18 protein-coding genes are annotated in these 24,913 nt (G+C 34.2%); 6 read left to right on the top strand and 12 right to left on the bottom strand.

Going from position 1 to position 24,913, the window contains the following annotated elements; translation table 11 throughout:
- Positions 1 to 117: 117 nt before the first annotated feature.
- The 4 genes from BZARG_RS03080 to BZARG_RS03065 all read right to left on the bottom strand — a co-directional run bounded on the left by BZARG_RS03080 (position 118) and on the right by BZARG_RS03065 (position 5,106).
- Positions 118 to 807, bottom strand: coding sequence for a hypothetical protein (locus BZARG_RS03080; RefSeq protein WP_008635266.1), 690 nt, complete (start codon positions 805 to 807; stop codon positions 118 to 120).
- Between the two features lie 2 nt (positions 808 to 809).
- Complete coding sequence (locus BZARG_RS15960) at positions 810 to 1,691, bottom strand: hypothetical protein (protein ID WP_040287963.1); 882 nt, start codon at positions 1,689 to 1,691, stop codon at positions 810 to 812.
- 490 nt (positions 1,692 to 2,181) lie between these two features.
- The gene (locus BZARG_RS03070; RefSeq protein WP_008635290.1) at positions 2,182 to 3,390 is read right to left on the bottom strand and encodes a tyrosine-type recombinase/integrase; all 1,209 of its coding nucleotides are present in this window, start codon (positions 3,388 to 3,390) and stop codon (positions 2,182 to 2,184) included.
- Positions 3,391 to 3,489: 99 nt separating this feature from the next.
- Positions 3,490 to 5,106 carry a GMC oxidoreductase gene (locus BZARG_RS03065; protein WP_008635291.1) on the bottom strand — a complete coding sequence of 539 codons (1,617 nt, stop codon included), beginning with the start codon at positions 5,104 to 5,106 and terminating at the stop codon, positions 3,490 to 3,492.
- Positions 5,107 to 5,497: 391 nt separating this feature from the next.
- On the opposite strand from BZARG_RS03065, the gene BZARG_RS03060 reads away from it, so the two are divergent.
- Positions 5,498 to 7,270, top strand: a complete 1,773-nt coding sequence (locus BZARG_RS03060; RefSeq protein ID WP_008635271.1) for an ABC transporter ATP-binding protein — start codon at positions 5,498 to 5,500, stop codon at positions 7,268 to 7,270.
- A gap of 183 nt (positions 7,271 to 7,453) precedes the next feature.
- On the opposite strand, the gene BZARG_RS03055 is transcribed toward BZARG_RS03060, so the two are convergent.
- Positions 7,454 to 9,472 (bottom strand): M13 family metallopeptidase, encoded by a 2,019-nt coding sequence (locus BZARG_RS03055; protein ID WP_008635286.1) that lies wholly within the window; start codon positions 9,470 to 9,472, stop codon positions 7,454 to 7,456.
- A gap of 592 nt (positions 9,473 to 10,064) precedes the next feature.
- The gene (locus tag BZARG_RS03050) at positions 10,065 to 10,217 is read right to left on the bottom strand and encodes a YqaE/Pmp3 family membrane protein (protein ID WP_008635313.1); all 153 of its coding nucleotides are present in this window, start codon (positions 10,215 to 10,217) and stop codon (positions 10,065 to 10,067) included.
- 255 nt (positions 10,218 to 10,472) lie between these two features.
- Between BZARG_RS03050 and BZARG_RS03045 the strand changes: the two genes are divergently transcribed.
- The 4 genes from BZARG_RS03045 (at position 10,473) to BZARG_RS03030 (ending at position 14,145) form a co-directional block, all read left to right on the top strand.
- Positions 10,473 to 10,991: a DUF421 domain-containing protein gene (locus BZARG_RS03045; protein WP_008635275.1), complete on the top strand. Its 519-nt coding sequence runs from the start codon at positions 10,473 to 10,475 to the stop codon at positions 10,989 to 10,991.
- A gap of 627 nt (positions 10,992 to 11,618) precedes the next feature.
- The gene (locus BZARG_RS03040; protein WP_008635314.1) at positions 11,619 to 12,401 is read left to right on the top strand and encodes an MlaE family ABC transporter permease; all 783 of its coding nucleotides are present in this window, start codon (positions 11,619 to 11,621) and stop codon (positions 12,399 to 12,401) included.
- Positions 12,402 to 13,154: an ABC transporter ATP-binding protein gene (locus tag BZARG_RS03035; RefSeq protein WP_040287962.1), complete on the top strand. Its 753-nt coding sequence runs from the start codon at positions 12,402 to 12,404 to the stop codon at positions 13,152 to 13,154.
- A 4-nt stretch (positions 13,155 to 13,158) separates the two neighbouring features.
- Positions 13,159 to 14,145, top strand: a complete 987-nt coding sequence (locus tag BZARG_RS03030) for an MlaD family protein (RefSeq protein WP_008635312.1) — start codon at positions 13,159 to 13,161, stop codon at positions 14,143 to 14,145.
- A 148-nt stretch (positions 14,146 to 14,293) separates the two neighbouring features.
- Here the strand turns inward: BZARG_RS03030 and BZARG_RS03025 are convergent, their stop codons facing one another.
- The 6 genes from BZARG_RS03025 to BZARG_RS03000 all read right to left on the bottom strand — a co-directional run bounded on the left by BZARG_RS03025 (position 14,294) and on the right by BZARG_RS03000 (position 22,410).
- Positions 14,294 to 16,426, bottom strand: coding sequence for a catalase (locus BZARG_RS03025; RefSeq protein ID WP_008635280.1), 2,133 nt, complete (start codon positions 16,424 to 16,426; stop codon positions 14,294 to 14,296).
- Between the two features lie 141 nt (positions 16,427 to 16,567).
- The gene (locus BZARG_RS03020) at positions 16,568 to 18,376 is read right to left on the bottom strand and encodes an FAD/NAD(P)-binding protein (RefSeq protein WP_050807280.1); all 1,809 of its coding nucleotides are present in this window, start codon (positions 18,374 to 18,376) and stop codon (positions 16,568 to 16,570) included.
- A gap of 218 nt (positions 18,377 to 18,594) precedes the next feature.
- Positions 18,595 to 19,038: a response regulator gene (locus BZARG_RS03015; RefSeq protein ID WP_008635278.1), complete on the bottom strand. Its 444-nt coding sequence runs from the start codon at positions 19,036 to 19,038 to the stop codon at positions 18,595 to 18,597.
- A 513-nt stretch (positions 19,039 to 19,551) separates the two neighbouring features.
- Positions 19,552 to 20,790, bottom strand: coding sequence for a hypothetical protein (locus BZARG_RS03010; protein WP_008635289.1), 1,239 nt, complete (start codon positions 20,788 to 20,790; stop codon positions 19,552 to 19,554).
- Positions 20,762 to 21,202 carry a QcrA and Rieske domain-containing protein gene (locus BZARG_RS03005; RefSeq protein WP_008635302.1) on the bottom strand — a complete coding sequence of 147 codons (441 nt, stop codon included), beginning with the start codon at positions 21,200 to 21,202 and terminating at the stop codon, positions 20,762 to 20,764. Before BZARG_RS03005 ends, BZARG_RS03010 begins: the two co-directional genes overlap by 29 nt.
- An 11-nt stretch (positions 21,203 to 21,213) precedes the next feature.
- Entirely contained in the window at positions 21,214 to 22,410 is a 1,197-nt protein-coding gene (locus BZARG_RS03000; protein WP_008635308.1) for a di-heme oxidoredictase family protein, read from the bottom strand.
- A 373-nt stretch (positions 22,411 to 22,783) separates the two neighbouring features.
- On the opposite strand from BZARG_RS03000, the gene BZARG_RS02995 reads away from it, so the two are divergent.
- A complete protein-coding gene (locus BZARG_RS02995) occupies positions 22,784 to 24,883 on the top strand; it encodes an amino acid carrier protein (RefSeq protein ID WP_008635299.1) in 2,100 nt (699 codons plus the stop codon).
- Positions 24,884 to 24,913: the final 30 nt, after the last annotated feature.

Below are 24,913 nucleotides of genomic sequence, written 5' to 3'. Positions count from 1 at the left end.
TTTAGTATATGAAAAGTAGGCGATTTCGAAGTACGAAACTTTCGGTTTAGCACAATGCTTGATACGAGCCACAAGCCTTGATATTACTGCTGTTTCGCCTATTTTTCATATACATTGTTAGCAAATGTTATTATGTTCAAACGGATTGGGTTCATTCTCTAATTGGTTAATCAAATTTTTGAAACCAGTTTCAAATGATGGTTTATATTTTTGAGGTTTCTTAATGGAATAACTTTCAATTAACTTATTGGTGTTTATTTTGTATTCTAAATATCTTTCTTCTTGATTTCCCCATTTTAAAACAGCTAGTTTTTTGAATAAATGTACAGGGAAATTACCGCCAACAGGTATTTCTGCTTGCTGGTCAAATGGAACAGAGCCGACATATTCTGCCAAAAAATTAATGTCTAATAATTTTGGAAAAACTTCTTGCTCGTGATATTCTAAACATTTTACAAATTCGTTTAAAAATTCTTCTAAATGTGTTTCAGATATAATTTCTTGAGAGAAATCATAGTCTGTTTTGTAGAATTTCTTTGAGTTAAAATAAAAATCATCATCATAATAGTTTTTTAAATCCTCTAATATTAAATTAGATATTTCTTTTTCAATTTCTTTTGATGAGAAAATAGAAAAACCTTCAAACGTTACTAACCTCTTATATTGAATTCTAAACCTAAATTCGACAGAATAAAACTTATCTTGAAAACTATAAATTAAATAATCTGTGTCTCCATATCTAACATTGTATTTTTGGTTTATTTTACCTAAAATTAATCCTTCAAGTGATTTTTTAGTTATTTCCATATTTATAATTTCTTTACATCTACAAAACTACTATTTCCGTCTCCATAAAGTTTATAAAAACCTATTATTGGTATTTCATCCCCTTGATTAATTCTCGTTGGTAAATCTTGAAAGATTTCGTCTTTAATTTTTGAATCTATTGGTTTGTAAGTTAAACTTCCTTTTCCAGATTGGTTTTTGGCAGCTGTCTGTCCGCTAGTTAGTGCAGTTTTTTCGCTTAGCTTAGCATCTACGATAATCATATTTTCGATTTCTTCAAATTCATCAAATTTAATCCAGACTTGGTCAGCAATAAAGTATTCGCCTTTTGCATTACAAGGTGGAGAAAAACCAGGCAAACAAAATTGCATTTGGCTAATAAGTTTTCGCTCACCAATATCTGGAATTTCTTTTAAAAGTCTTTCATATTCTACTCCAGTTCTTGTTTTAACTTTATTTAGCATATCTATTTCAAAGTCATTTCCTTTTTTAGTTACAGCTTTAAAGAATTCTCTATCTTTCCATTTTAATAACTTTGGGTCTGTGGTTTCTTTTATAAGTTCGCCGTTATAAAATGGGTCGTCTTTGAGTTGTTTCCAAATGAGTATTTCCTCTGCATCTGCTTCAAAAATTTCTTGTAATCCATATTTGGTATTGTCAAGGTCGGTACGTAATGTTCTTAGTAATTCGGGATTCGTTCTCGTTTCAAAATCTAAACCTCCACGTTTTAAATGATTCCAAACTGTTAAATAGTCCACATCAGATTCATTTAACATTTTCCTAAGTTCGGAAGGAAACCTAGAATCAGATACATCGTTAGCAAAGTCTGTAAAATTGACACAATAATTTTGTGCTTGCAGACTTAGACTTATTATAAATAGAATTAAAATTGTTAACTGTCTCATTTTTTGTGGTCTCGTTTTAATATTTGCTAACGGCTCGTATATGAAAAGTGCGGGTTTGCGTCCGAGGATTTTCCGAAGGAAAATCGGAAGAAAGCAAACGCGCACTTTCCTTAAGTTTAGCACTAAAGTAAGCATTTTTTATATACATTGTTAGCTACAGGTGCGACACATAATATTTGGCACGTTCAGATTTGCCGATCTGTTTTTCTATTCATAACAGTGGGAAATCGGAAGGATTTTTTAATCACGTGTTGATTGCGTGCTCTTTGCGTTTTACGGTTTCAATTTAGTGATTTTATTTTTTATTATCCGTAGCAGTAAGAAATCCACAGGATTTTTAGTTTCCAATCAGATTTTTAGCTTGTTTGTTTTATTCACAACAATGAGAAATCCGGAGGATTTTTATTTCAACGTGAAGATTGGAAATTGCTTTTTGCAATTTTTCGGAGCACTTGTAGGTAACTCGTTATATAAATTCAAATATAGCTTTTTAGCATTTAAAATTTCGGGATATCAACACTTTCTTGTTGTCTTTGTCTTTCAGTTGTAACTCCTCAACTATAACGTCTAAAGGATTGCGTACTTGCATAATATTCTTTTTAGCTACGTGTGTGTATATCATGGTGGTTTCTGGTCTAGCATGACCTAATAGTTCTTGAATATAACGTAAGTCAATTCCATTTTCTAACATATGCGTCGCATAACTATGTCTTAAACTATGGGGTGTAACGGTTTTAGTTATGCCTGCTAAACGACAAGATTCTCTTAAAAATGCTCTAATGCTACTGGCAGAATAAACACCACCATTACGGCCTTCTATAACGAAAACTGAAGGTTTATAAGTGCTTATGTAATTCCTTAATAATGGTTTAATTACTTCGCTCATGACTACCATGCGATCTTTACGACCTTTGGCCTGAATTATATGAATCTGACTCCTATCTATATCTAAATTGCAAATTTTTAAATTTAAGAGCTCTCCAATCCTAAGACCTCCAGAATACAGTAATCCAATTATAGTACGATGTTTTAAGTTCTTGGTTACCTGCATTAAATCTATTACACTCTCCTTGGATAAAACGGTAGGTAAATAGTTGCTCTTTTTTGGGCGTTCAAAACGGCTAGCATCAAAATTTTCTATTTTACAAAATGCCGTAAAGTGTTTAAAAGCGCTTATACATTGCCGGTGACTACTAATGCTATAATACTCTTTGGTGATTATTTGTTCCATAAAAGTCTCAATACTTCGCGTATTCCAATTTGTGTTTTCTAGGTCTTTATGATGATTTAAATAGCGCAGCATAAAATATCCATAGGATGAGACTGTGCTTTCGCTTAAACGTTTACCGCGTAAATAGGAAACATATTCTTTTAAAATATTTTTGTGAGTTTTGTTTAATTCTCGGTATAATATGATTTTATCTAGTGGTTTTATTTTTGTAGTAGGTATCGTGTTTTCTCTTTTTATATATTTTAAAGCACTATAATTTATATAATAACCTCCTTTTTTAAAATAGGTAAAAAGTAGATGAAGTGTTTGTTTACTGTGAGCTATATAATAGGTTCTATCTGAAACACTCCATAGTACACCATCAAAATTTTTAATATATGATTTTGTTTCATTACTAAACACGAAACCAATGGATATTTGACTTTTGTCCTTATGATAAAGAGGTTTTAACGTAATTATTTGTTTCATAACAAATTGATTTTCTTAAAGTTAATCAAAAAAATCAAAAGTCTTTCTCTTTTTTGAATTCTCATTATAAAAACTAAAGAATAATATTTCAAGTTATACTCACTTTTTAAAATCCTTCCCAATAATCTCCTCCATACAGTATTCCGCAATGGCCGTAATGGTTAGAAAAGGATTAACGCCAATACTTGCAGGTACTAAAGCGCCATCAGTTACGTACAAATTCTCATAACCTTTTACACGTCCAAAAAGATCGGTTGTTTTTCCTATAACAGCGCCGCCAAGTGGATGATAACAAATGTCAGGACCATAACCACCTTTCCATAATAAACCAGAAGGAGTGCCGCCGTTTGCTTTGTTCATTTTTTTAATAAAATACTTGGCATTATCAACGGTGTGTTGATAATTTTTCTTTTCCCAATGGATTCGAATGTCATCAAGAGCTGGGTCATAAGAAATATGTCCTGGAATTGGCACCTTATTAATAATTAAGTATAATGCTGTGTAAACTTCCATGCCCATTGGTAAAGGAGAGATTTCTGCAAAGAATGCATGCTTTTTATCTTCCCAGTTGTCGACACCTGAAACGGGAATGGTCGATTGCTCTGATCCCGTTCCAGTGCTGTAATTGGATTCGGTAGATTCATTCTCAACACGATTAAAAAGGGTGTTTACCATATTTCTACCAGTCATAACATTTCCATTGTTTCCCCAATGGCTTCCTAAACTCGAATCGAAATTCGTCATTTTTCCTTTATGCATGGAGGTTAATAAAAGTTTTGTAGTACCTATGCTTCCTGCATTTAGAAATATTTTTTTGCAGTTTATGGTTTTCTTTGCAATCACTAATCCTTCGGTATCAATAATGTCTACATAAACAGCGTAACCATTTTTTATTTGCTGAATGTAATCGACGCGATGAAGGTCTTGTATCGTCAATAATTCGGTTTTAAGAGCTTTTTTTAAATATGTTTTTTCAAGACTTTGCTTTCCATGATTATTACCATAAATAACTTCTTTGGCTAAAGCTGATTTCGGGACTTCGCCTGCTTCTTCTTTCTTCATATATTCGAAAGAATATACATTGGGCACTCTAACGGTTTCAAAACCTGCTTCATGAGCTTCACTTTCTCCTACTCTGGCAAACTTATAGTAAGCCGATTTTTCATAATACGCATCAGGTATTTCATTTACTTCAAGCTCTTTTTGCGCTAAAGGGAAATAGGTGGCCCAGAATTTTTCAACACTCAATTCGGGAAATATTTCCTGGAAATATGCTTTTTTAGGTTGTACAGCCATCCCGCCATTAACCAACGATCCGCCACCAACACCGCGACCAGCATATACTTTAATATTCTCAAAATCCATGCGATCTAAAACGCCCGTAAATTTTTTATTAAACATGGCTATATTCATCATAGGTGCTTGAGAGGATTTTTTTAGCCAAGTGGAATTGTTTTTTGGGGTAATTAAATTGGAAAAAGGCTTGTATTTGCCATCTTCTTTTTCCCAGTCTAAACCCATTTCAAGCATGACTACTTTTTTGCCAGCTTGGGTAAGGCGCAAAGCTGCAACGGCTCCTCCATAGCCAGAACCAATTACCAAATTCTCAATATTTTCTTCCATATGATCTAGTTGTAAATTAATTCCAAAAGCATTAGCTGCCATAATTCCAGCACTGGAGGCCGATGTTATTTTTATAAAAGTTCTTCTTTTCAAAACGTGATTTTTTAATACTAACTCGACTTTATATTGTATTCTTGGCCTGAAAAATGACCATAAAAAGGAACTAATATACAAAATAAACGTTTGCGTGAAGAAATAAATTATCGAGCTGTCACTCTGTTTGTGATCGAAATTCTAAAACCCATTTATGCTTATAGAATGATTTTATTAAATAGGTTTGTAATAACTTTTGCCCCCTTTAATTTGCAACATATTGGTTAAATTAGAATCAAGTTATAATGTCGAGATAGCCGATTTTTAAAATATATGAATACACTATTTTCGCAATATATTATTTTTAATGGCTAATGTAATTTTAATTCCGTTTAGTCATTTAGCCTTGATGTAATGCGTATTTTTGCCTTTATATTATTTATTATAAAACATGCAACATTTAAAAGAAACATCAAAAAAAACCGATAAATCACAGCCAAAAGTTACTATGGCTCAAGCTTTCAAAACCATTATTTGGCCGAGACGAAATTTAGTTTTTATTGGCCTGATATTGATCGTTATAAGAAGTTTGTCTGGTTTAATTTTACCATGGCAGAGTAAAGTATTGTTGGACGATGTAGTTCCAAATAAAGATTACGCCCAACTATATACTTTAATCGCTATCGTTATAGGTGCCATAACGGTGCAGGCTGTAACATCATTTTTACTGACTAGAATATTAAGTGTACAAGCGCAATATTTAATAAGTGAATTAAGATCTCAAGTACAGAAAAAAGTACTTTCATTACCTATTCGTTTTTTCGATAACACGAAATCTGGAGCGCTAGTTTCAAGAATAATGAATGATGTTGAAGGTGTTAGAAATCTTATCGGCACAGGTTTGGTTCAATTAGTTGGTGGCTCTTTCACTGCTATTGTGTCGTTAATTATTTTGATAAAACTAAATGCCTGGATGACACTTTTTGTGTTTGTACCATTATCTATATTTGGTCTGGTGGCTCTAAAAGCCTTTAAATATATTCGTCCAATTTTTAGAACACGTGGTAAAATTAATGCTGAAGTTACTGGACGGTTAACAGAAACATTGGCCGGCGTTCGTGTTATAAAAGCTTTTAATGCAGAGGAGCAGGAGCATGTTGTTTTTGAAAAAGGGGTTGATAAATTATATCAAAACGTAAAAAAGAGTTTGACAGCAACCGCTTTAATGACGAGCTCTTCAACGTTTTTAATTGGAGTGGCTACAACAGGCATTATGGGAATGGGTGGCTATTATATGATGATTGACGAAATGACCACTGGTGATTTTTTATTCTTCACATTAATCCTTGGTTTTATGATTGCGCCCATTGTACAAATGAGTAATATAGGGAGTCAGTTAACGGAAGCTTTGGCGGGTTTAGATAGAACCGAAGAGCTGATGAATATGACGGCGGAAGAGGATAATCCCAATAGAAATATTCAATTGGATCGCATAAATGGTGATATGGAATTTAAGGATGTGTCATTTTCATATGAAGAAGGCAAAGAAGTTTTACATAATATTAATTTTAAAGCGGCAGCTGGTTCCGTAACAGCGTTAGTGGGAAGTTCTGGTTCCGGAAAATCTACAATCGCTGGATTATCGGCAACCTTTTTAACACCCAAATCAGGTCAAGTTACCATTGATAATCAGGATTTGGCGAAAGTTAAATTAAGTAGCTATCGTCAGTATTTAGGTGTGGTTTTACAAGATGAATTTTTATTTGAAGGCACAATTCGTGAAAATATCATGTTTCCAAGGCCAAATGCCACAGAAGCAGAATTATTAAATGCTGTAAACGCAGCTTATGTCAATGAGTTTACCGACAGGTTCGACGAGGGTTTAGAAACACTAATAGGTGAAAGAGGCGTGAAGCTTTCTGGGGGACAAAGACAGCGATTAGCTATTGCGCGTGCTATTTTGGCAAACCCTAAAATTATTATTTTAGACGAAGCCACCTCAAGTTTAGATACCGAAAGTGAGGCCTTAATTCAGAAGAGTTTAAACGAGTTAATTAAAGACAGAACTACGATTGTAATTGCCCACCGTTTGAGTACCATTAGAAAAGCAGATCAGATTTTAGTCATCGAAGCTGGCCACATTGTAGAACGTGGCACACATGACCAATTGATTGCTAAAGAAGGTAGATATTATGAACTCTACACGTATCAAGCAAAAATATAAGTTTTTCTTTTAATGTAAGTTTTTACAACACCTCTTGGATTTTTATAAAAGACGGACTCCAACAATAAAACAAAGAGGTCGTATCTTAAAAGACCGACCTCATATTTATAATATAGGTAATTAGATTTTTTATGCTTTACCTGTCGTTCTCTGACCTTTAGAGCCCATTATGACATGAGTAATTTACCAAATTGTTATTCTGTCTTCTTTTGATAAAAACATTTTATCTTCTGGCTTTACATCAAAAGCGTTATAAAAAGGTGTGCTATTCATTAAGGGACCATTTACGCGCCAAACAGGAGGCGAATGTGGGTTGTTATTAATCCACAAACGAAGAAATTCATCTTTCATTTTTACTTTCCATATCCTTGCAATAGACAAAAAAAAGCGTTGGTCTGGCGTAAACTCGCCAACTTTTGTAGAATCCTGTCCTTGTTTTGTCATTTTAAATGCATCATATGCCACAGCTATTCCGGCAATATCAGCCGTGTTTTCGCCAACAGTCATATCTCCTTTAATATGCAAACTGTCCAAGACAGTAAAGGTGCTATATTGATCTATAACTTGCTGTATTCTTGATTTAAACTTGGCGTAATCATCTTTTGTCCACCAATCTTTTACGTTACCATCCTTATCGTACTGTGCACCTTGATCATCAAAAGTATGCGTTATTTCATGGCCTATTACCATACCAATACCTCCATAGTTAAGCGCATCATCTGCGTCATTATCAAAATAGGGTGATTGCAGAATGCCCGCCGGAAAAACAATCTCATTTGCTGAAGGATTATTATAAGCTGTAACCGTGGATGGTGTTGTATACCATTCTGAACGATCCACAGGCTTGCCCAATTTTGCCAGTTCACGTTCATATGAGGCCGCAGCAGCAGACACGATGTTTTCAAAATAGGTGTCTCTTGAAATTTGTACATTATCGTAATCTTTCCATTTATCAGGATAACCTATTTTCTTGGTCATGGCAGACAGTTTTTCTTTTGCTTTTATTTTTGTGCTGTCGCTCATCCATTCCAATTTATCGATTCTTACAGCATAGGCTTTTTGTATATTATTCACCAAATCTAACATGCGCTCTTTTGCACGCTCTGGAAAATATTTTTTAACATATAGTTGTCCCAAGGCTTCACCTAGATAATTGTCCACCGCGCTTGCCATTATTTCACCTCGTAATTTTTGCACCGCTTGGCCAGAAATTACTTTGGTAAAATCAAAAGCGGCATCAACAAAAGGCTGACTTAAGTCTGATGCATATGTTTCTATGGTATTTGCTTTTAAATATAATTTCCAGGCATTAATAGGTGTGCTCTTTAAAAGGGTATTAAGTTTATCATAATACGCAGGTTGGCCTATATCTATAGAGTCAGTTTGAGCATCTAATTGTTCGAGGAATTTGGCCCAACCAATGTTAGGTTGTGTGTTTTTAAGATCTGTTATGGCCATCATATTGTAATTTGCTATTACATCCCGACGTTCCACTCGTGTTCTATGAGAATCGGCAAGTTGCTTGTCAATTTCGTAAACCGTTTCAGCATCCTCTTTGGCGGTTGCTGCACTGCTGCCTGTAAGCTGAAATAATGTGGTAAGATAGGTTTTGTAGGCGTCTTGAATGGCGACGACCGATGAATCTGATTTGAAATAATAATCCCTATCAGGTAAACCGAGGCCCGTTTGGTAAGCGTGAGCAATGTTCATGCTACTGTTTTTATCATCGGGACCAACTCCAAAAGCCATAATAGAACTATTATTTACTTTAATTTGGTTAGCCACAAAAGTCATTAAAGACGTTACGTCTGTAATGGCGTCAATGGAGGCGAGTGTCGGCTTAATAGGTTCGTAACCACGTTTGTTAATAGTTGCAGTATCCATTCCCGACGCATAAAAGTCGCCAACCTTTTGCTCAATGCTTCCTTTTGGATGTTCACCTCGCGAAACACTATCCAATATCCCTTGTAGGCGCATCCGTTGTGGATAGTTCATAAACATATAAGCGCCAACACCTGCTTGTGAAGCTGGTATAGATACAGAATCGTACCATTTGCCATTTGCGAATCTATAAAAGTCATCACCTGGCGTCAATGTAGCGTCTACCCCTGTGATTTCAATTAGTTTTTTGTCTGATTTGGTTGAATTTGTACATGATGCTAATATAAAAAGCGTCAAGAAAAGGATTACTACGTGTTTCATGGTTGAGTTAATTTCAATTAAAAGTAAGCATTCTAAACTGGAAAGCTTGTAGAAGTTCGTTTTTTAGAGTTATACTATAAAAATTCAGCTTTTAAATTGAAACTGTAATATTCACAATGAATAACATAAATAGTATATTTTTAAAGCATGCCAGTAAAGCTAAAAAACTTTTGTAAAAGCCTTGGTTAGGCAAGCATATGCCTTAATAAAATATCACAGAATTTAAATTATAAAGAAGTTTTCGTGGGTGGTTGAAACAAGAAATAGCGTAAAAGGCATGTATTCTTCCTATGCAAATTCCTAAAATATTTAAATTATAATCTTCTTTTTTCTCACCGCGTTCTTTTCGCTTATCATCTGACTTACCATACTGATTAAAATGGTCTTTTTTTTGAGCACCTTTCTCGTCCGTGGCATTTTGATGTCGTTTCTTTTCGTGCTCTGTTTTGGGTTTTTACTATCTTCTAACATGATATTTGAGTTTTAATTGTTAATTAAATTATATAGTAAAATGTTTGAAATAAGCACATTCAATGTTTTCTAGTCTTAAAAAGAAATCGAAAGTATTCTAATTAAGAGTTCAAGAGTTTCTCTAATCGGTTACTATAAATGCATAAATAACACCTGGAATCCATCCAATAAGTGTCAATAACAAACTTATAAAGAATGCGCCTCCTAAACCTTTTTGCATGAAAACCGATAGAGGCGGAAGTAAAATGTTTAGAATAATAGTAAGTAAGGACATAGTTTTAAGTTTATTAGTTTAGTTAATAATAACTCCAAGTTACAGCAAATTAATTTTCCTACTTAACGCAAATCAAATATACTTTAGCGGATTTAAATAAATTTATTAAACCATTTAATAGTATTTTCATAAGGTGGTTTTGCTAATTATAAAACAAGTCTAAAATTTATATAAGTTCGTATTTTAAGTATATGCATTAATAGCATTTTAAATTATAGAATATATTCACTAACACTAACACTAACATTTAAACTTATGACTTTAGAAGAATCAATTTGGTTAATATTATCAGTTTTAGGAGTTTTTTCTATAATAATCGTCATTACAAGAATATTTGGATTACGGACTTTTGCTAAAATGTCGAGTTTCGATTTTGCTTCAACTATAGCAGTCGGCTCTGTTTTAGCGTCTATTATTCTTAACAAGGACTACTCCTTGGTTAAAGGTGCCATTACCTTGGTAACAATAATCGGTTTTCAGACTGTATTTTCATATTTAGTAAGAAAGAATAAATTTTTTAAAAAGATTTTTACCAATAAACCTCAAATAATAATGTTGAATGGCGAAATACTCTACGATAGGTTAAAAAAATGTAATGTTGGTGAAGATGATCTCCTTGCTAAATTACGAGAGGCCAATGTCCATAATTTTAATGAGGTAAAGGCTGTTGTTTTTGAAAGTACTGGCGACGTTTCCGTGCTTCATAATAATGAAGGTAAACGTGTTGAAAATCGGATGTTTAAAGATGTAAATATGCAGGATATAGATGTTTGATTTTTTTATAATAATAAGAATACCATCTACCATGACTAGGTTCATATATAAAACAAATGGGTAGTAAGAATTTGTTTTTCATACCTTTCAATTTATCTTAAGCTTTTAGGAAATTAATTATTAGATGCTTTTACTTATATAGGGGGCTATTCTGTACATCAAGCCTTTCTGCTTACTTATTTTTCAATTCTAATATGTTAATTAAAGTGATAGCTTATGGTGTTATATAATACGAATCATATAGATTTTTCAATTTAAATGAAGGTTATAAAATGAAGTTTTTAATTCTACTTAACCAATTTTCATAGTACAGAAGCTGTTTAATCCAACGAAATGATAAAGGCTATTCGGAAAACTATATAAGACGCATAAAACTCATATTATATTTTGACATTTTTTAAAACGATATGTTTAAAGCTCTTAATATTGTTAATGATTTGAACAAGAATAGATTTTGTGTTTTCATCAAATTTTATTAAGTTAAAAAGTAAGAGAAATCCATTTTTAAAATTGTATCTTAATTACTTGGAAGGATTTACTAATTTTAAAGAATTCTAGATTAACACCCATGTTTACATAGGCCTTCTTGCAATAGCTAAACACTACATTTTATTTTTAAACTTTTAAATGAACAAAGAAAAAGGCATTTTAACCAATACCAAGTCATTCTTTGCCGAAATAGGTGATATGACTTTATTTGCTGGTCGCTTTTTTCGCGAAGTTTTCAGTCCGCCATTTGAGTTTAAGGAATTGGTTCGTCAATGTTACAATATGGGCAACCGTTCTTTGCTTTTGGTGAGTGTTACAGGTTTTATTTTAGGACTTGTATTCACATTACAATCAAGACCCACTTTAATGGAATTTGGTGCGCAATCATGGATGGCTTCTATGGTAAGCCTTTCTATTGTACGCGAAATTGGTCCTGTTATAATAGCGCTTATCTGTGCTGGAAGAATAGGTTCTGGAATTGGTGCGGAACTTGGTTCTATGCGAGTTACGGAACAAATTGATGCCATGGAAGTTTCAGGAACCAATCCTTTTAAATTTTTAGTGGTTACACGCGTAGTAGCAACAACTTTGATGTTGCCATTATTGATAATTATGGGAGATGCTATTGCGCTTTTAGGCTCTGCTATTGTTGAGAATTTAAAAGGAGATGTGTCATTTTTGCTTTATTTTAATCAGGTTTTCGATGCTTTAAGCTTTAGTGATTTGCTTCCGGCAACGGTGAAATCGGTTTTCTTTGGTTTTGCTATAGGTATTGTTGGTTGTTATAAGGGGTATAATTGCTCTAAAGGAACTGTTGGAGTAGGAGAAGCGTCCAATTCTGCAGTAGTGTATATTTCAATGCTGTTGTTTATAATTGACTTTATCGCCGTTTTTGTAACTGATATATTTTTTGATATATAAATGAATTCTGAAAAAAACATAAAACCTGTACTCGAGATAAAGAATCTTAAAAAAAGTTTCGGTGATAATCATGTACTCAAAGGTTTCAACCTTAAACTTTACGAAGGTGAAAACTTGGTAATTATGGGGAAATCCGGTTCTGGAAAATCGGTGATGGTAAAATGTCTTGTTGGTTTAATTCAACCAGATAGTGGAAGCATCACTATTAAAAACCAGGATATTACTACTATGGGCCAAGCGGAGCTTGATTTATTGCGGACTGAAATAGGCTTTCTTTTTCAAGGAAGTGCGCTTTATGATTCTATGACTGTTCGGGGAAATCTTGAATTTCCTTTGAGGCGACATAAAGATAAAATTGAAGATTTTCAAGGCACAGAATTCTCGGTTAAAGAAGCCTTGGAAAACGTAGGATTGTCCGATACTATAGACTTAATGCCCGCCGAGCTTTCTGGTGGAATGCAACGCAGGGTAGCTATGGCAAGAGCATTAATTTTAAAGCCTAAAATAATTATGTATGATGAGCCAACAACGGGTTTGGATCCCATCACTGCTAAAGAGATTATTCAATTAATGCGTACTATTCAAGAAAAATACAATACCTCTTCCATTATTATTACGCACGATGTGGATTGTGCGCGAGTAATTTCAAACCGGATGATTTTGTTGGTGGACGGAATCAATTATGCTGAAGGTACTTTTGAGGAACTTTCAAATTCAAAGGATGAACAAGTACAAGCCTTCTTTAAAAATTAACATTATGGGAAAATCAAATGCACAAAAAATAAAAGTCGGCATTTTTGTAGTGGTCGGCACGCTTTTACTAATCGCAGCCCTTTATTTTATTGGAAGCAAGCAACAAATGTTTAGTAAAAACATTGAAATTTATGCTACTTTCTCAAATGTAAATGGTTTAACATTGGGTAATAATGTTCGCTATTCTGGCGTCAACATTGGTACTGTAAGTAATATAGAAATGGTAAATGAAGGGAATATCAGAGTCCAGATGATTGTGGAAGAGAAAACATCCAAGTTTATCAAAAAAGACGCTATTGCTTCCATTAGTTCAGATGGATTGGTGGGTAGTATGGTGGTAAATATCGTTCCAGGGAAAGATGAAACGGCGCGTCAGGTTGTTTCTGGCGATACCATTCAAATCTCAAGTAAAGCCAGTACAGATGAAATGCTTTCTACGCTAAATAAAACCAATGAAAATGCTGCGTTGTTGACTGCTGATTTATTAAAAATCACCAATCAAATTGTGGAAGGGAAAGGAACTTTAGGGGCCTTGGTTAGTGATAGTTTAATGGGGAAAGATATCAGGCAGTCTGCAGAAGAATTGCGAAAAATGACTTCAGGTGCTACGCTAGCAATAAACAAAATTAACACTATTATCTCAAAAATAAATTATGATGAAAGTGCAGCGGCCTTACTTTTAAGTGATACTGTTTCAAAAAATAAAATTGAAAAAGTTTTTGTAAATCTCGAAAAATCGAGTGATCATATTAATGCAGTTACCAAAAATCTTGACGAATATATTATGGAAATGAAATCAGGGAAAGGTGCTTTAAATCATATTACCCAAGATGAAGGTTTTGTAAAGAATATCGACTCCACGATGATTAATATTAAAGAAGCGGCAGAGAAATTAAATGAAAATATGGAAGCTTTAAAGCATAATTTTTTCTTCCGTGGTTATTTTAGAAAACAGGAGAAACAAAAAAAGAAAGAAGCTGAAAATAACTGATAATACTAACACTATTTTTGTTTAGAGCATTATAGATTTTAATGCCTTCGAATAAAATAAAAAGGCAAGCCACTATTTCTGGGCTCGCCTTTTTTGCATTTTCACTTTTTCATATAAGCTAAATTTTCTTTGAAATACCGATTGTTTATTACGCTGGAACTTGAGCAGCTACATCCATTCTATCCCAATTTCTATGTTTGGCAATAGAACGAATTATAGTTGCTGGTTTCTCATTTATTAAAACTGCTTTATCATCTTTATAGTCTGCTACAAAGGTTTTGTCTAGTAAATCTTCACCCTCATTATCGGCTACAATAGTTTTACAATGTTTAAAAGCTTCATTTATAAATTTCTTGAATTTAGACTCTGCAAGAAGACCTTGAATTGATTTTTTACCACCCGGAATATAAACCGCATCAAACAATACGCTTTCGGTTGTTATAATGGAAGCATTAACTTCATGCTCTGTATTATCATCACTAACCACAGTCCCGCCATGAGGAGCTATAAGTTTTAGCATGGCACCTTCTTTTTCCAATGCTTCTTTCTTTGAAGTAAAATCGCTCATAGAAAAACCATCGGCTACCAAAACAGCAATTTGTCGTGTTTCAATACTATCAAATTTTGTATTAGCTTGACTTAAGGCTGGATCACTCTCTAAATAATTTTTCTTTTTAGGTGGTTGGTGTTTTTTTACATCAGCATCGGCACCAATAGCTTGATTGATGGGGTGATCTATTTCCTTCGGAATTGGTAATCCTAAACCTTTGGAAACATTTTTGGCTAAATCAGTATCAATTTGAGCAATTAGCCAAAGCATGCGTTGTTTAATATGTTTTTGTGTACATTTTCCAAGCTCAAAAATATAAGCTTCAGCCAAATGTTGTTTTTCCCATTTAGCAAGACTTCTATAAAATAAGGCTGGCTGCGAAAAATGATCACTAAAACTTTCACTTCGCGTTCTTATTTTTTTTGCATCAATACGTTCTTCAAATGAATGAAAAGCGCCTTCTGCCATTTTAGCTAAATGTGGACATCCGCCACCTAATGTATTTGGAAAATAAGCAGTTTGACCTTTCGGAATATCCATTTGCATATGTCCGTCGCGCTGATTATTATGTGCCTCGCCAATTGGTCTGTTTATAGGGATTTGATGAAAGTTCGGACTTCCCAAACGTGACAACTGTGTGTCTCTGTAGGAAAATAATCGACCTTGAAGTAATGGGTCATTAGTGAAATCAATACCAGGCACAATATGTCCTGGAAGGAAAGCTACTTGTTCCGTTTCAGCAAAAAAGTTTTCTGGATTTCTGTTTAAGGTCATTTTACCAATAATTTCAACCGGAACCATTTCTTCGGGAATGAGTTTGGTAGGATCAAGTAAATCAAATTCGAACTTGTGCTCATCCTCTTGTGCAACCACTTGAATTCCTAATTCCCATTCTGGATAATGACCGGAATCTATAGCGTCCCATAAATCACGTCTGTGGAAATCGGAATCTGCTCCATTAATTTTAACGGCTTCATCCCAAGTTACAGAATGAACGCCTAATTTTGGTTTCCAATGAAATTTTACAAAATGCGATTCATCTTTTGCATTAATTAATCGAAATGTGTGAATTCCAAAACCTTCCATCATCCGAAAACTACGCGGAATGGCACGATCGCTCATAGCCCAAATTTGATTGTGAAGTGTTTCGGTAGTATGTGAAACAAAATCATAAAACGTATCATGAGCCGACGCGGCTTGCGGAATTTCTCTGTTAGGCTCTGGTTTAACAGAATGTACTAAATCTGGAAATTTCATGGCATCTTGAATAAAGAAAATCGGCATGTTATTTCCAACTAAATCCCAAGTGCCTTCTTCCGTATACATTTTTACAGCGAATCCGCGAACATCCCGTGCCAAATCTGGCGATCCTTTAGATCCCGCAACTGTTGAAAACCTTACAAATACAGGTGTTTTACGATTAGTATCAGTAAAAATTCCTGCTTTGCTGTAGTGTTCTATACTTTTATATAATTCAAAGTGTCCGTGTGCGCCACTTCCACGTGCATGTACAATTCTTTCTGGAATACGCTCATGATCAAAACGGGTTATTTTTTCCCGAAGTAAAAAATCCTCCAACAATGTGGAGCCTCTTTCACCTGCCTTTAAAGAGTTGTTGGTGTCATTTACCTTTAACCCTTGATTGGTGGTCATCACTTTCCCTGTAGCATCCTTTTCAAATTGCTTAAGGTCTTTGGTTTTCTGATTCTCTGTTTTGTTCTTTTTGGCCATGAAACTAGAATTTAAAATTAAAACGAAATTTTTAAAATTTAGTTCTAAAGTATTCTAATTCAAGTGTTTTGATTAACGCATTTGATTTTATTTGTAACTTAATTAAGAAGATTATCTAGTTTTTATTAATTTAAAGACCGTCTATAAGTCATCATCTTTGTCGTAGATTTTTGAAACTTCTTCAATAGTTTTTGGTTTGTTAGTGTTCTTTTCTAATATCAGCCAAGAATCCACAACAATAAGACTTGTTGCAAGGCAAGCTTGTAACCCGTAAGAATAAGGTCTGAAACCGTGAGTATGTGTAAAAGACAGATCATGAATATTAGAACAAGTTTTGCCGTTTACGCCAATAATATGATAGGCACTATCCACAGCTATTCCGCCAATATTTAAAAACACCTCGTTGTTTTTTTTCCAAACAGTGTCTTTACCCAGTGTGCTTTCTAAATCGGTTAATTTTTTAACCGTTTCAAATTTGGCACTTGCCTCCTTAACAAAGCCTGATTTGACTAGAGATTGAAATGGAAAAGTGTCCACATTTATATTATCATTTCCAGAGCAGTTAATAAATAATTGATAGGATTTTTTAATGGTTTTATTGTCTGCTTTAGAAATTTCAATATCTGTGGTTTCTTTTATATTCGTATCCTCGATAATCCTTACTCTCCCCGCAATTAAGTTGACAACTTCTGCATCATAAAGCGCTAAAAGAATTTTGGCGGAACTTAAAGGTAATGCAGCAATTACACTCATTAAAAAGGGTTTTACATCTTTTTTAAAGAATAAATGATCTTCTGCTGGCATCATTTCAGCATGAAAGTTTAAGCAGTACATTAAATCGTCTAAGGTTTCCATCCAATGGATGGGTTTATTGTTTTCTACGGAATCTTTTGCCTGAACCAGTTCTTTTTTCATGCCTTCAAAAGAGTCTAAATATTCATGGTTTTTAGCCATGATTTCTATAAAATCCTTAAAGCCGAATTTTGTGTCTGTAAGTAATTCTAGCATTTCTTTATTGCCGTCTTTCTCAAATGCACGTTGCAAAGCTGACCGACATACGGAATGAAAAAATGAATCTATTTTTAAAAATCCGTTTTCATTGCGAAGTGATAGTATTTTTTCACGTGTGGCATGTCTATAAATTTCACGAAATGGCTCTTCTTGTTCATACTGTAAATGTGGCAGCCAACCTTGAGCTGCATGTAAAGTGATTTTAAAGTTTTTCGCCTCTTTGTTTAACTGAAATTCCAAACCTTTTTTACTTTGTGTGAATTTTCCATGCCGATGTGCTAAAGATGAAACTACATCAAAAGCACTTAACGAAGCTCCTAAAACGCCTATTTCAAAATTATAAAACGCGTCATTTTTTGGAATAATTTTTTTAATTGGCCAAGGAGTATCATAATATCCAGATGCTGGTTTATCATTATGCTGCCAATTGTGTCCTGTAGCTATAATTACCTTGGAAGCCTTAAATGAGGCGTTTTTGGCTATGAGTTTGATGTTATTTTTATCGTTTATTTCAATATCTAGAATCTCGTGATTAGTATATTCTTCAACAGCAAAGCCAGCGGTTTGGAGTTTATCCATTAATACAAGGAATTGTTGATGGAAATATTCGCCTAAAGCTATACGGCTATAAACTTCGGAATCCTCAATAGGAAATTCAGTAACATGCCACTTTTTTAAATCTTGTCTGTTTTGATTGCGAAGCCAATCTGCAAAGGTTTGAAATAATAAAGGTATTTCTTCCGAAGAAATATTTGATAAATTAAATAAATCGGTTGTATCTGGATTATAAGGCATGCCGTAACCCATTCTTTTACTTCTTTCAAAAATAGAAATTCGGTTAAATTGTTTCTTCAAAACAGCTGAATTATCTAAAATGTGTTTCAGACAATATATAGAGGTGGCACCAGAACCTATAATAGCCAATCCAAGTTTTTTCATACGTATTGCATTCTTAATAATAGGATAGGATTTCCATCACCATATTCTTTTTGTATATTAAATATACATTATGTTTAAATAAAAAATTCAGAAATTTGAGCCTAAAACCGAGTGATAACAAAAAAGGGAAATCGAAACCTAGGGTAACTTATGTGCTTAAAATGTTCGAACGGAACAAAGTATTTCGGTTTAGTATATTAAGCCAATAAATTTAAATTCTAAATCGTAAATAAAAAATTCTGTCTATTAAGATTTGAATTATGATCCTTCCAATTTACTTGGAGAACGTTGTAAATTAGGTTTTTTAGTTCTGTGAAATTATTTGGCTTTTTTATATATACACTGGCGCCATGACCAAAAGTATCTTCAATGTCTTTTTCTGCAGATGAGGTGGAATAAATAATTACGGGTATATTTTTTAATTTCTTCTCACGTTTTATTTCTATCAGACATTCAATTCCACTTTTAATAGGCATGTTTAAATCTAAAAAAAGAACATTAGTCTCTTTATCAGTTTGGTTTAAATATCTCATCAGCTCATTTCCACTTTCAAATAATTTAAGTGAACAGTTTATTTTCAATTCGCCTAATGCTTCTTCAAATAATGCTCTGTCATCTTCGTCATTATCTACAAATACAATATTCAAATTTTTAGGAGACATAATTGAGGGAATTTAAAGTTAACGAATTTTCAATGCTTTGGCGTCTGTTTTATTTCATATAAAATTGATGCTTCCTGAAAGGAGAAAAGGTTGTTTTTTGAATGCTTTGTTAGAAAAACAAACAATTACTCATGAGTGATAATTGTTAAATTAAAATGATTATATAAATATATGTAATTTTAACTGATTAAATATCAGATTATTGAGTGAGTTTAAGATTTGCGTTTTTCGATGAGTAAACTAAATTGTTCTGTGAGCTAAAGAATTAGAGTTGAGTGAGAAGTTTGGCTTTAATATTTCACCTGCAATTGTTAAACTCTGTCGCTATTTATTTTAAAGACAAATTATTCTTGAAAAGTTCTAAAGAAAAAGCCCAATGCTTGGCATTAGGCTTTTTTAGGTTCTGAAATGTGTTCAGAATAATATAATGTATTTTAAGTATCTGTTAAACTGTCCCACTAAATATGAGTAGTTTACTTTTAAACATAGCGTTCCAATGCTGGATAAAATTGATTAAAAATAACTACTGAATCCCATATACCAAGTTGCTGCTTGTTTTGCAGGATTGTTAACAATGTCTTTTTGCCATTCATACCTGTAGTTCATTCTAAATACAGTTTTTGGCGTTGGTCTAAAACTAATTCCAGGTGTTACGGCCATAATTTGATCGCCTATGCGTGTATTGGTTTCTGCGAATCGTCCCACATTCCAATCTACATAGTCAAATCTTGCTGCAACATTGAAAGTGGCATCTTCCCATTCAAAAATCTTGTTTTTATATACAGGTTGTACAATATCCATAAAAGCACCACGCTGCTTATTTCCGTATTGCTGCGTGTATGTATCTGGTGTCTGTACCCATATCCAAGCTGCTTCTCCAACGATATATGTTCCAGTAGCCTTAATGGTGGTGTTCCAATCTATGGCAAAAACATCTAGTCTAGCTTTGTCTTCCAATTCTTCACCATCATTTAGAAACTTATTGTAAGTGCCTCCCATATAAGAAATCCCAATTTCTCCAATTTTCCTATTTCTTATGGCCAACTTACCAGAAAACATTGCTTCTCCACTAAAATTCTCTTCAAAGATATTCTCACCATCTTTATGAGCCGGTAGATAGGTTTTGTCTTCTTCATTGGAAATTATTTTACTACTAAACCCATTGGTTACATACGCCTCATAGCCAAAAATCCAGTTTCCAGAATAGGTTTTTCCATAAGCCCCAAAACCTGCGTTGGATAAGGTAGCTGCCAACATATTTACCGCAACATCTGGACGTTCGACGAATTCCCATTTTGGACCGTCGTGGTTTTCATTAAAAGCGCCAATAGGATTCATTACAATTCCACCTCGAAAGTTAAACATAGGGTGAAGAGCCACATCTAAAGCCGCAAATTCAATAGCGACTTCCTTACCGCCATCTTCGAATTCTATTTCGGTTAAAAATTTAATGCGACTTGATATTGAAGCTGCCATAAATATGGTTAATCTTCTAGCTTGAAAAGATAAGCCGTCAGTAATGCCTTCCTCTACTCTGTACATAGTATTGGCCTCCAAATAACCTCCAACTGTTACTGGAACTTTATCAAAGCTTAATGTTGGTCTATTAAAAACCGCATCCATATTTAACTCTATCTCATCGTCTTTTTTGTTCGTTACGCTTTCTTCTTCTTGGGCAAAGCTGGAACTAAAGCAGAATGTTCCGAGAATTAATAGATTAATTTTAAGATATTTGGATGTAAATATTTTCATTTTTAATGTTTGTTTTGAATGTTTTTAAATCTAGATCGGCTGGTCCTTCTAATACGGTGCCTTTGGTGTCAAACTCACTGCCATGACATGGACAGCTGTATATTCCGCCGCCTACATTAAGCTCACAACCGCGGTGTGTGCATTTCATGAGGGACGCTACGTATTTATTCTCTCCGGTTTTATAAAGACAAATAGGGAAATCCTGATTCGCGGTTTTAACCATGACAAAAGTCCGATAGGTAATTTTGTTTTTTTTAAGAATCTCAAACTCGGAAAGCGGTACGACAATTGTGTTGTTTTGAACGCTGTTTGTTGCATAATATATACTTTCACAAGAAGTTAAGAGTGCCGAAGCAAAGGGAAGACCTACGAGAGCTACCCCGCAGGTTTTTAAAAATTTTTTCCGATCCATAGGAGTTAGTTTTACAAGGATTCAATAAACTTTATAAGTTGATCTTTTTCTGGTTGACTTAAACCTTGATATAGGTTTTTAGAGTTCTCTGCTTCTCCGCCGTGATATAAAATAGCTTCTTCGATACTTCGAGCTCTTCCGTCATGAAGTAAATAATAATCACCACCCTGGGAGTCTTTAGATAATCCAATACCCCATAATGGTGCTGTTCGCCATTCAGAAGATGTCGCGTAGCCTTCAGTATATCCATCATCTAAAGCTGGACCCATATCATGTAATAGTAAATCGGTATACGGATAAAATTCTTTAAAAGAAATAGCTTCAATTGACGAATATCCAGTTTCTAATGTCGGTTTGTGGCAACCCACACATTGCGTACTTTGAAACAAAGCTTTACCAGCCATAACATCTGGATCATCTTGGTCTCTAGGTATTGGCTCTTTTAATGTTTTTAGGTAAAAAACAACATCGCTAATAGTCTGTCTGTCTATTTCTGGAGAAAGTTTATCTCCACTATACGTGTCATAAGGTTCGAAATACGATGTTATCCCAATATCTTGATTATAAGCATCTGCTGTTTGATGTAAAAGATCATACATTCGCGCTTTTTTTCCAAAACGCGTGATATATTTACCATTCAAACTAATCGTTCCTGGACGATCTGTAACGTAGTCTGGTCTTGTATTCCAGTGTACACGCCCGCTAATACCGTCGCCATCTAAATCGTCTGGATCAGACATATCAATAATATCCTGATCGCTAACGGCGTCCAAGAGTCCTAAACCTGTAACAATTGGTGCTATCAAATCTGTATATGGTGCTCCTGCAGGCAAGGTTTCAGGTTCATAACCAGGAATAGCTCGGTTTTGTAGTTGTGGGCCACCTTGATCTAAATATTCGTTTACGCCTGGTAGAATTTGTCCAAAACGTTTAAATTTCACATAAGGATGTCCTTTACCATCTCCAGCGTGACAACTTACACAACTAGTTCCAGTAAAAACAGGTCCTAAACCGGTTTCAACAGTAAATATTTGGTCGTTAAAAGCAACGTCTCCTTCAATAAAACGTCTAGATTCCGCCATACTTAAACCTTCTACAGGGCCATCGAGCAGTTCATTCTCTTCCGGTTCTCCAGGTGCTAAAACATCACAAGAAAAAAGTACGAGAAGTGCGAATAGACTTCCTAATAAATAATTTTTCATTCTCATTTCATAATAATTTTAGGCAAAACTAAACATTGTATTCGATAAACCAAAGATATTTTTAGATAAGTCTAAAAATGATATTAGAATAAACTAATTTAAATCCCAGACACTACTTTTTTACCGTAAAAAAAGGATGGCTGTATGGTCTTTAGGGATTGATATGTAAGGGTTAAGGTTTGTGGTTTTAATATTTAAAACGTTTAGTTAAATGAAGAAGGAATTACAATGACAATGATTATATCTAAAAGTGAATTATTTTTTGTTAGCTATTGAAAGCAAGCAATTCAAAAAAAGAACTAAATTATCTTGGGAGCGCTTCTGTTTATTGCTAAATTGTGGTTTTCGATAAATAAATCGAAAATTTTTAAAATATTTGATGATAAAATTTAGGTTTATTGCCCTTTTGGCGTTGTTATTCATTCCTTTTACTAATTCTATAGCCCAAGATCAGTCTTCGGGTGAAATGACTGTGGCGTTGGAATTACTTAATCCTTCTCCGGAAATTAATAATGCTGTTGCAAAGGTTACAATCCAAGGAGGTCAAGCACCTTATCAATATAAATGGAGCAATGTAGATACGCCATTATTTGAATCAGAATCCGTTGGTTTAATTGAAGGTATGGAGCACTCTGTAGTGGTAAGTGATGCAAATGGAAATAGCGTTATTCAAAAATTTAAAATCCCTGCCGAATCAATAACAGAAATTTTTAACAGTAAAGTACAACCTGCAGTAGATGTTTTAGGAGCCGTTTTATTCTGGGATGCTTTTGCATCCGTCGGAATATATGATCCGGTAGTTTATACTTCTCATAAAAATATTACGCTTCCAGAAACTGAAGAGACGGGCGATGAAGAATACCTAGTTAAAAGTTGGTTGGTTGCAGAAGGGAGCGAAGTTAAAAAAGGAGAGGAGATTGCTGTACTGGAAAATAATGAAAATATTGAGTTATTTGTTTATGCTTCAGATGTAGGTACTTTAGAGCATTCCACAAAAGAAGGAGCCTTAATTTCTACAATGCCTAAAACAGGTACTTTTAATGCGCCGCTTTTGGGAGTAATCCAATTCAAAAACCCACGACCTCTTTTACATCCTAATGGCGATATAAAAACCAATACCATTCCGTTTATTGTTATTTGGCTTATTTTAGGAAGTATTTTCTTTACACTTCGTTTAAAGTTTGTAAATATTCGTGGTTTCCGACATTCTATTGATTTGGCAAGAGGAAAGTATGATGACCCAGATGCTCCTGGTATGATTACGCATTTCCAGGCTATGGCAACAGCAGTTTCGGCTACAGTAGGACTAGGAAATATTGCGGGGGTTGCGGTAGCAATTTCTTTAGGAGGTGCAGGTGCTACTTTTTGGATGTTTCTAGCCGGTTTTTTCGGAATGTCTTTAAAGTTTGCCGAATGTACTCTAGGCGTTAAATACCGTTTTATTGATGAGGAAGGTCGCATATTTGGTGGACCTATGAATTATTTGCGCTACGGACTTGAAAAACGTAATCTAAAGAAATTAGGAAAGTTTCTGGCTATTCTTTTTGCAGTTCTCGGTGTAGGTGCATCTTTTGGAGGCGGTAATATGCTACAGTCTAATCAAGCTTTTAAAATAGTTTCCGAGCAAATTCCATTTTTACAAGGTCAAGGATTTTGGTTCGGAATTGGTTTTGCCGTTTTAGTAGGGGCTGTAATTATTGGAGGCATTAAAAGTATAGCTAAAGTGACTGCAAAAGTAGTTCCTGTCATGGCTATATTATACGTATTAGGTTGTTTAGTGGTGATAGTATATCATATTGAATTTATAGGTGGTGCTTTTTTAGCAATTTTAGATGGTGCTTTTTCTGCTGAAGCTTTAAAAGGTGGATTTATTGGTGTGTTAATAATCGGTTTGCAACGTGCTGCCTTTTCTAGTGAAGCAGGAGTCGGTTCGGCTGCAATTGCGCACAGTGCTGCCAAAACAAATCATCCTATTGCCGATGGTTTCACCTCCTTGGTTGAGCCCTTTATAGATACTATGCTCGTGTGTACCATGACGGCCTTGGTTTTAATATTTACGGGTATGCACGAAACCAGCAGCGGATTAGGTGGTGTAGAACTTACTGCAGATGCCTTTGGAAGCGTCGTATCTTGGTTTCCTTCTGTACTAGCCGTGGCTGTATTTTTATTTGCTTTTTCTACTATGGTTTCTTGGTCTTATTACGGAATGCGTTCTTGGAGTTACCTCTTTGGAAGAAGTAAAAAATTGGAATTAGTTTATAAAGTCATGTATTTGGGCTTTGTTGTATTAGGGGCTTCGGTTAGTTTAGGTGCGGTTTTAAGTTTCGCCGATATGATGATTTTGGCAATGTCTTTTCCTAATATAATAGGGTTGTATATCATGGCGCCAGAAATAAACGCTGATATGAAAATTTACTGGCAGAAGTTAAAAGATGGGAAATTGTATATCAATCCAAAATTTATCAAATCTAAAGATTAACCTTTTGCATAATATCAAGTTTTAGAATTG

This window comes from Bizionia argentinensis JUB59 (assembly GCF_000224335.1).
Classification (GTDB): Bacteria; Bacteroidota; Bacteroidia; order Flavobacteriales; family Flavobacteriaceae; genus Algorimicrobium; species Algorimicrobium argentinense.
This window is presented reverse-complemented; position numbering and strand designations above follow the sequence as displayed.

Bases quoted from the DNA above. Each gene is read 5' to 3' on its own strand.
- BZARG_RS03080 (WP_008635266.1), bottom strand. From the start codon at position 807: ATGGAAATAACTAAAAAATCACTTGAAGGATTAATTTTAGGTAAAATA.
- BZARG_RS15960 (WP_040287963.1), bottom strand. From the start codon at position 1,691: ATGAGACAGTTAACAATTTTAATTCTATTTATAATAAGTCTAAGTCTG.
- BZARG_RS03070 (WP_008635290.1), bottom strand. From the start codon at position 3,390: ATGAAACAAATAATTACGTTAAAACCTCTTTATCATAAGGACAAAAGT.
- BZARG_RS03060 (WP_008635271.1), top strand. From the start codon at position 5,498: ATGCAACATTTAAAAGAAACATCAAAAAAAACCGATAAATCACAGCCA.
- BZARG_RS03055 (WP_008635286.1), bottom strand. From the start codon at position 9,472: ATGAAACACGTAGTAATCCTTTTCTTGACGCTTTTTATATTAGCATCA.
- BZARG_RS03050 (WP_008635313.1), bottom strand. From the start codon at position 10,217: ATGTCCTTACTTACTATTATTCTAAACATTTTACTTCCGCCTCTATCG.
- BZARG_RS03045 (WP_008635275.1), top strand. From the start codon at position 10,473: ATGACTTTAGAAGAATCAATTTGGTTAATATTATCAGTTTTAGGAGTT.
- BZARG_RS03040 (WP_008635314.1), top strand. From the start codon at position 11,619: ATGAACAAAGAAAAAGGCATTTTAACCAATACCAAGTCATTCTTTGCC.
- BZARG_RS03035 (WP_040287962.1), top strand. From the start codon at position 12,402: ATGAATTCTGAAAAAAACATAAAACCTGTACTCGAGATAAAGAATCTT.
- BZARG_RS03030 (WP_008635312.1), top strand. From the start codon at position 13,159: ATGGGAAAATCAAATGCACAAAAAATAAAAGTCGGCATTTTTGTAGTG.
- BZARG_RS03025 (WP_008635280.1), bottom strand. From the start codon at position 16,426: ATGGCCAAAAAGAACAAAACAGAGAATCAGAAAACCAAAGACCTTAAG.
- BZARG_RS03020 (WP_050807280.1), bottom strand. From the start codon at position 18,376: ATGAAAAAACTTGGATTGGCTATTATAGGTTCTGGTGCCACCTCTATA.
- BZARG_RS03015 (WP_008635278.1), bottom strand. From the start codon at position 19,038: ATGTCTCCTAAAAATTTGAATATTGTATTTGTAGATAATGACGAAGAT.
- BZARG_RS03010 (WP_008635289.1), bottom strand. From the start codon at position 20,790: ATGAAAATATTTACATCCAAATATCTTAAAATTAATCTATTAATTCTC.
- BZARG_RS03005 (WP_008635302.1), bottom strand. From the start codon at position 21,202: ATGGATCGGAAAAAATTTTTAAAAACCTGCGGGGTAGCTCTCGTAGGT.
- BZARG_RS03000 (WP_008635308.1), bottom strand. From the start codon at position 22,410: ATGAGAATGAAAAATTATTTATTAGGAAGTCTATTCGCACTTCTCGTA.
- BZARG_RS02995 (WP_008635299.1), top strand. From the start codon at position 22,784: ATGATAAAATTTAGGTTTATTGCCCTTTTGGCGTTGTTATTCATTCCT.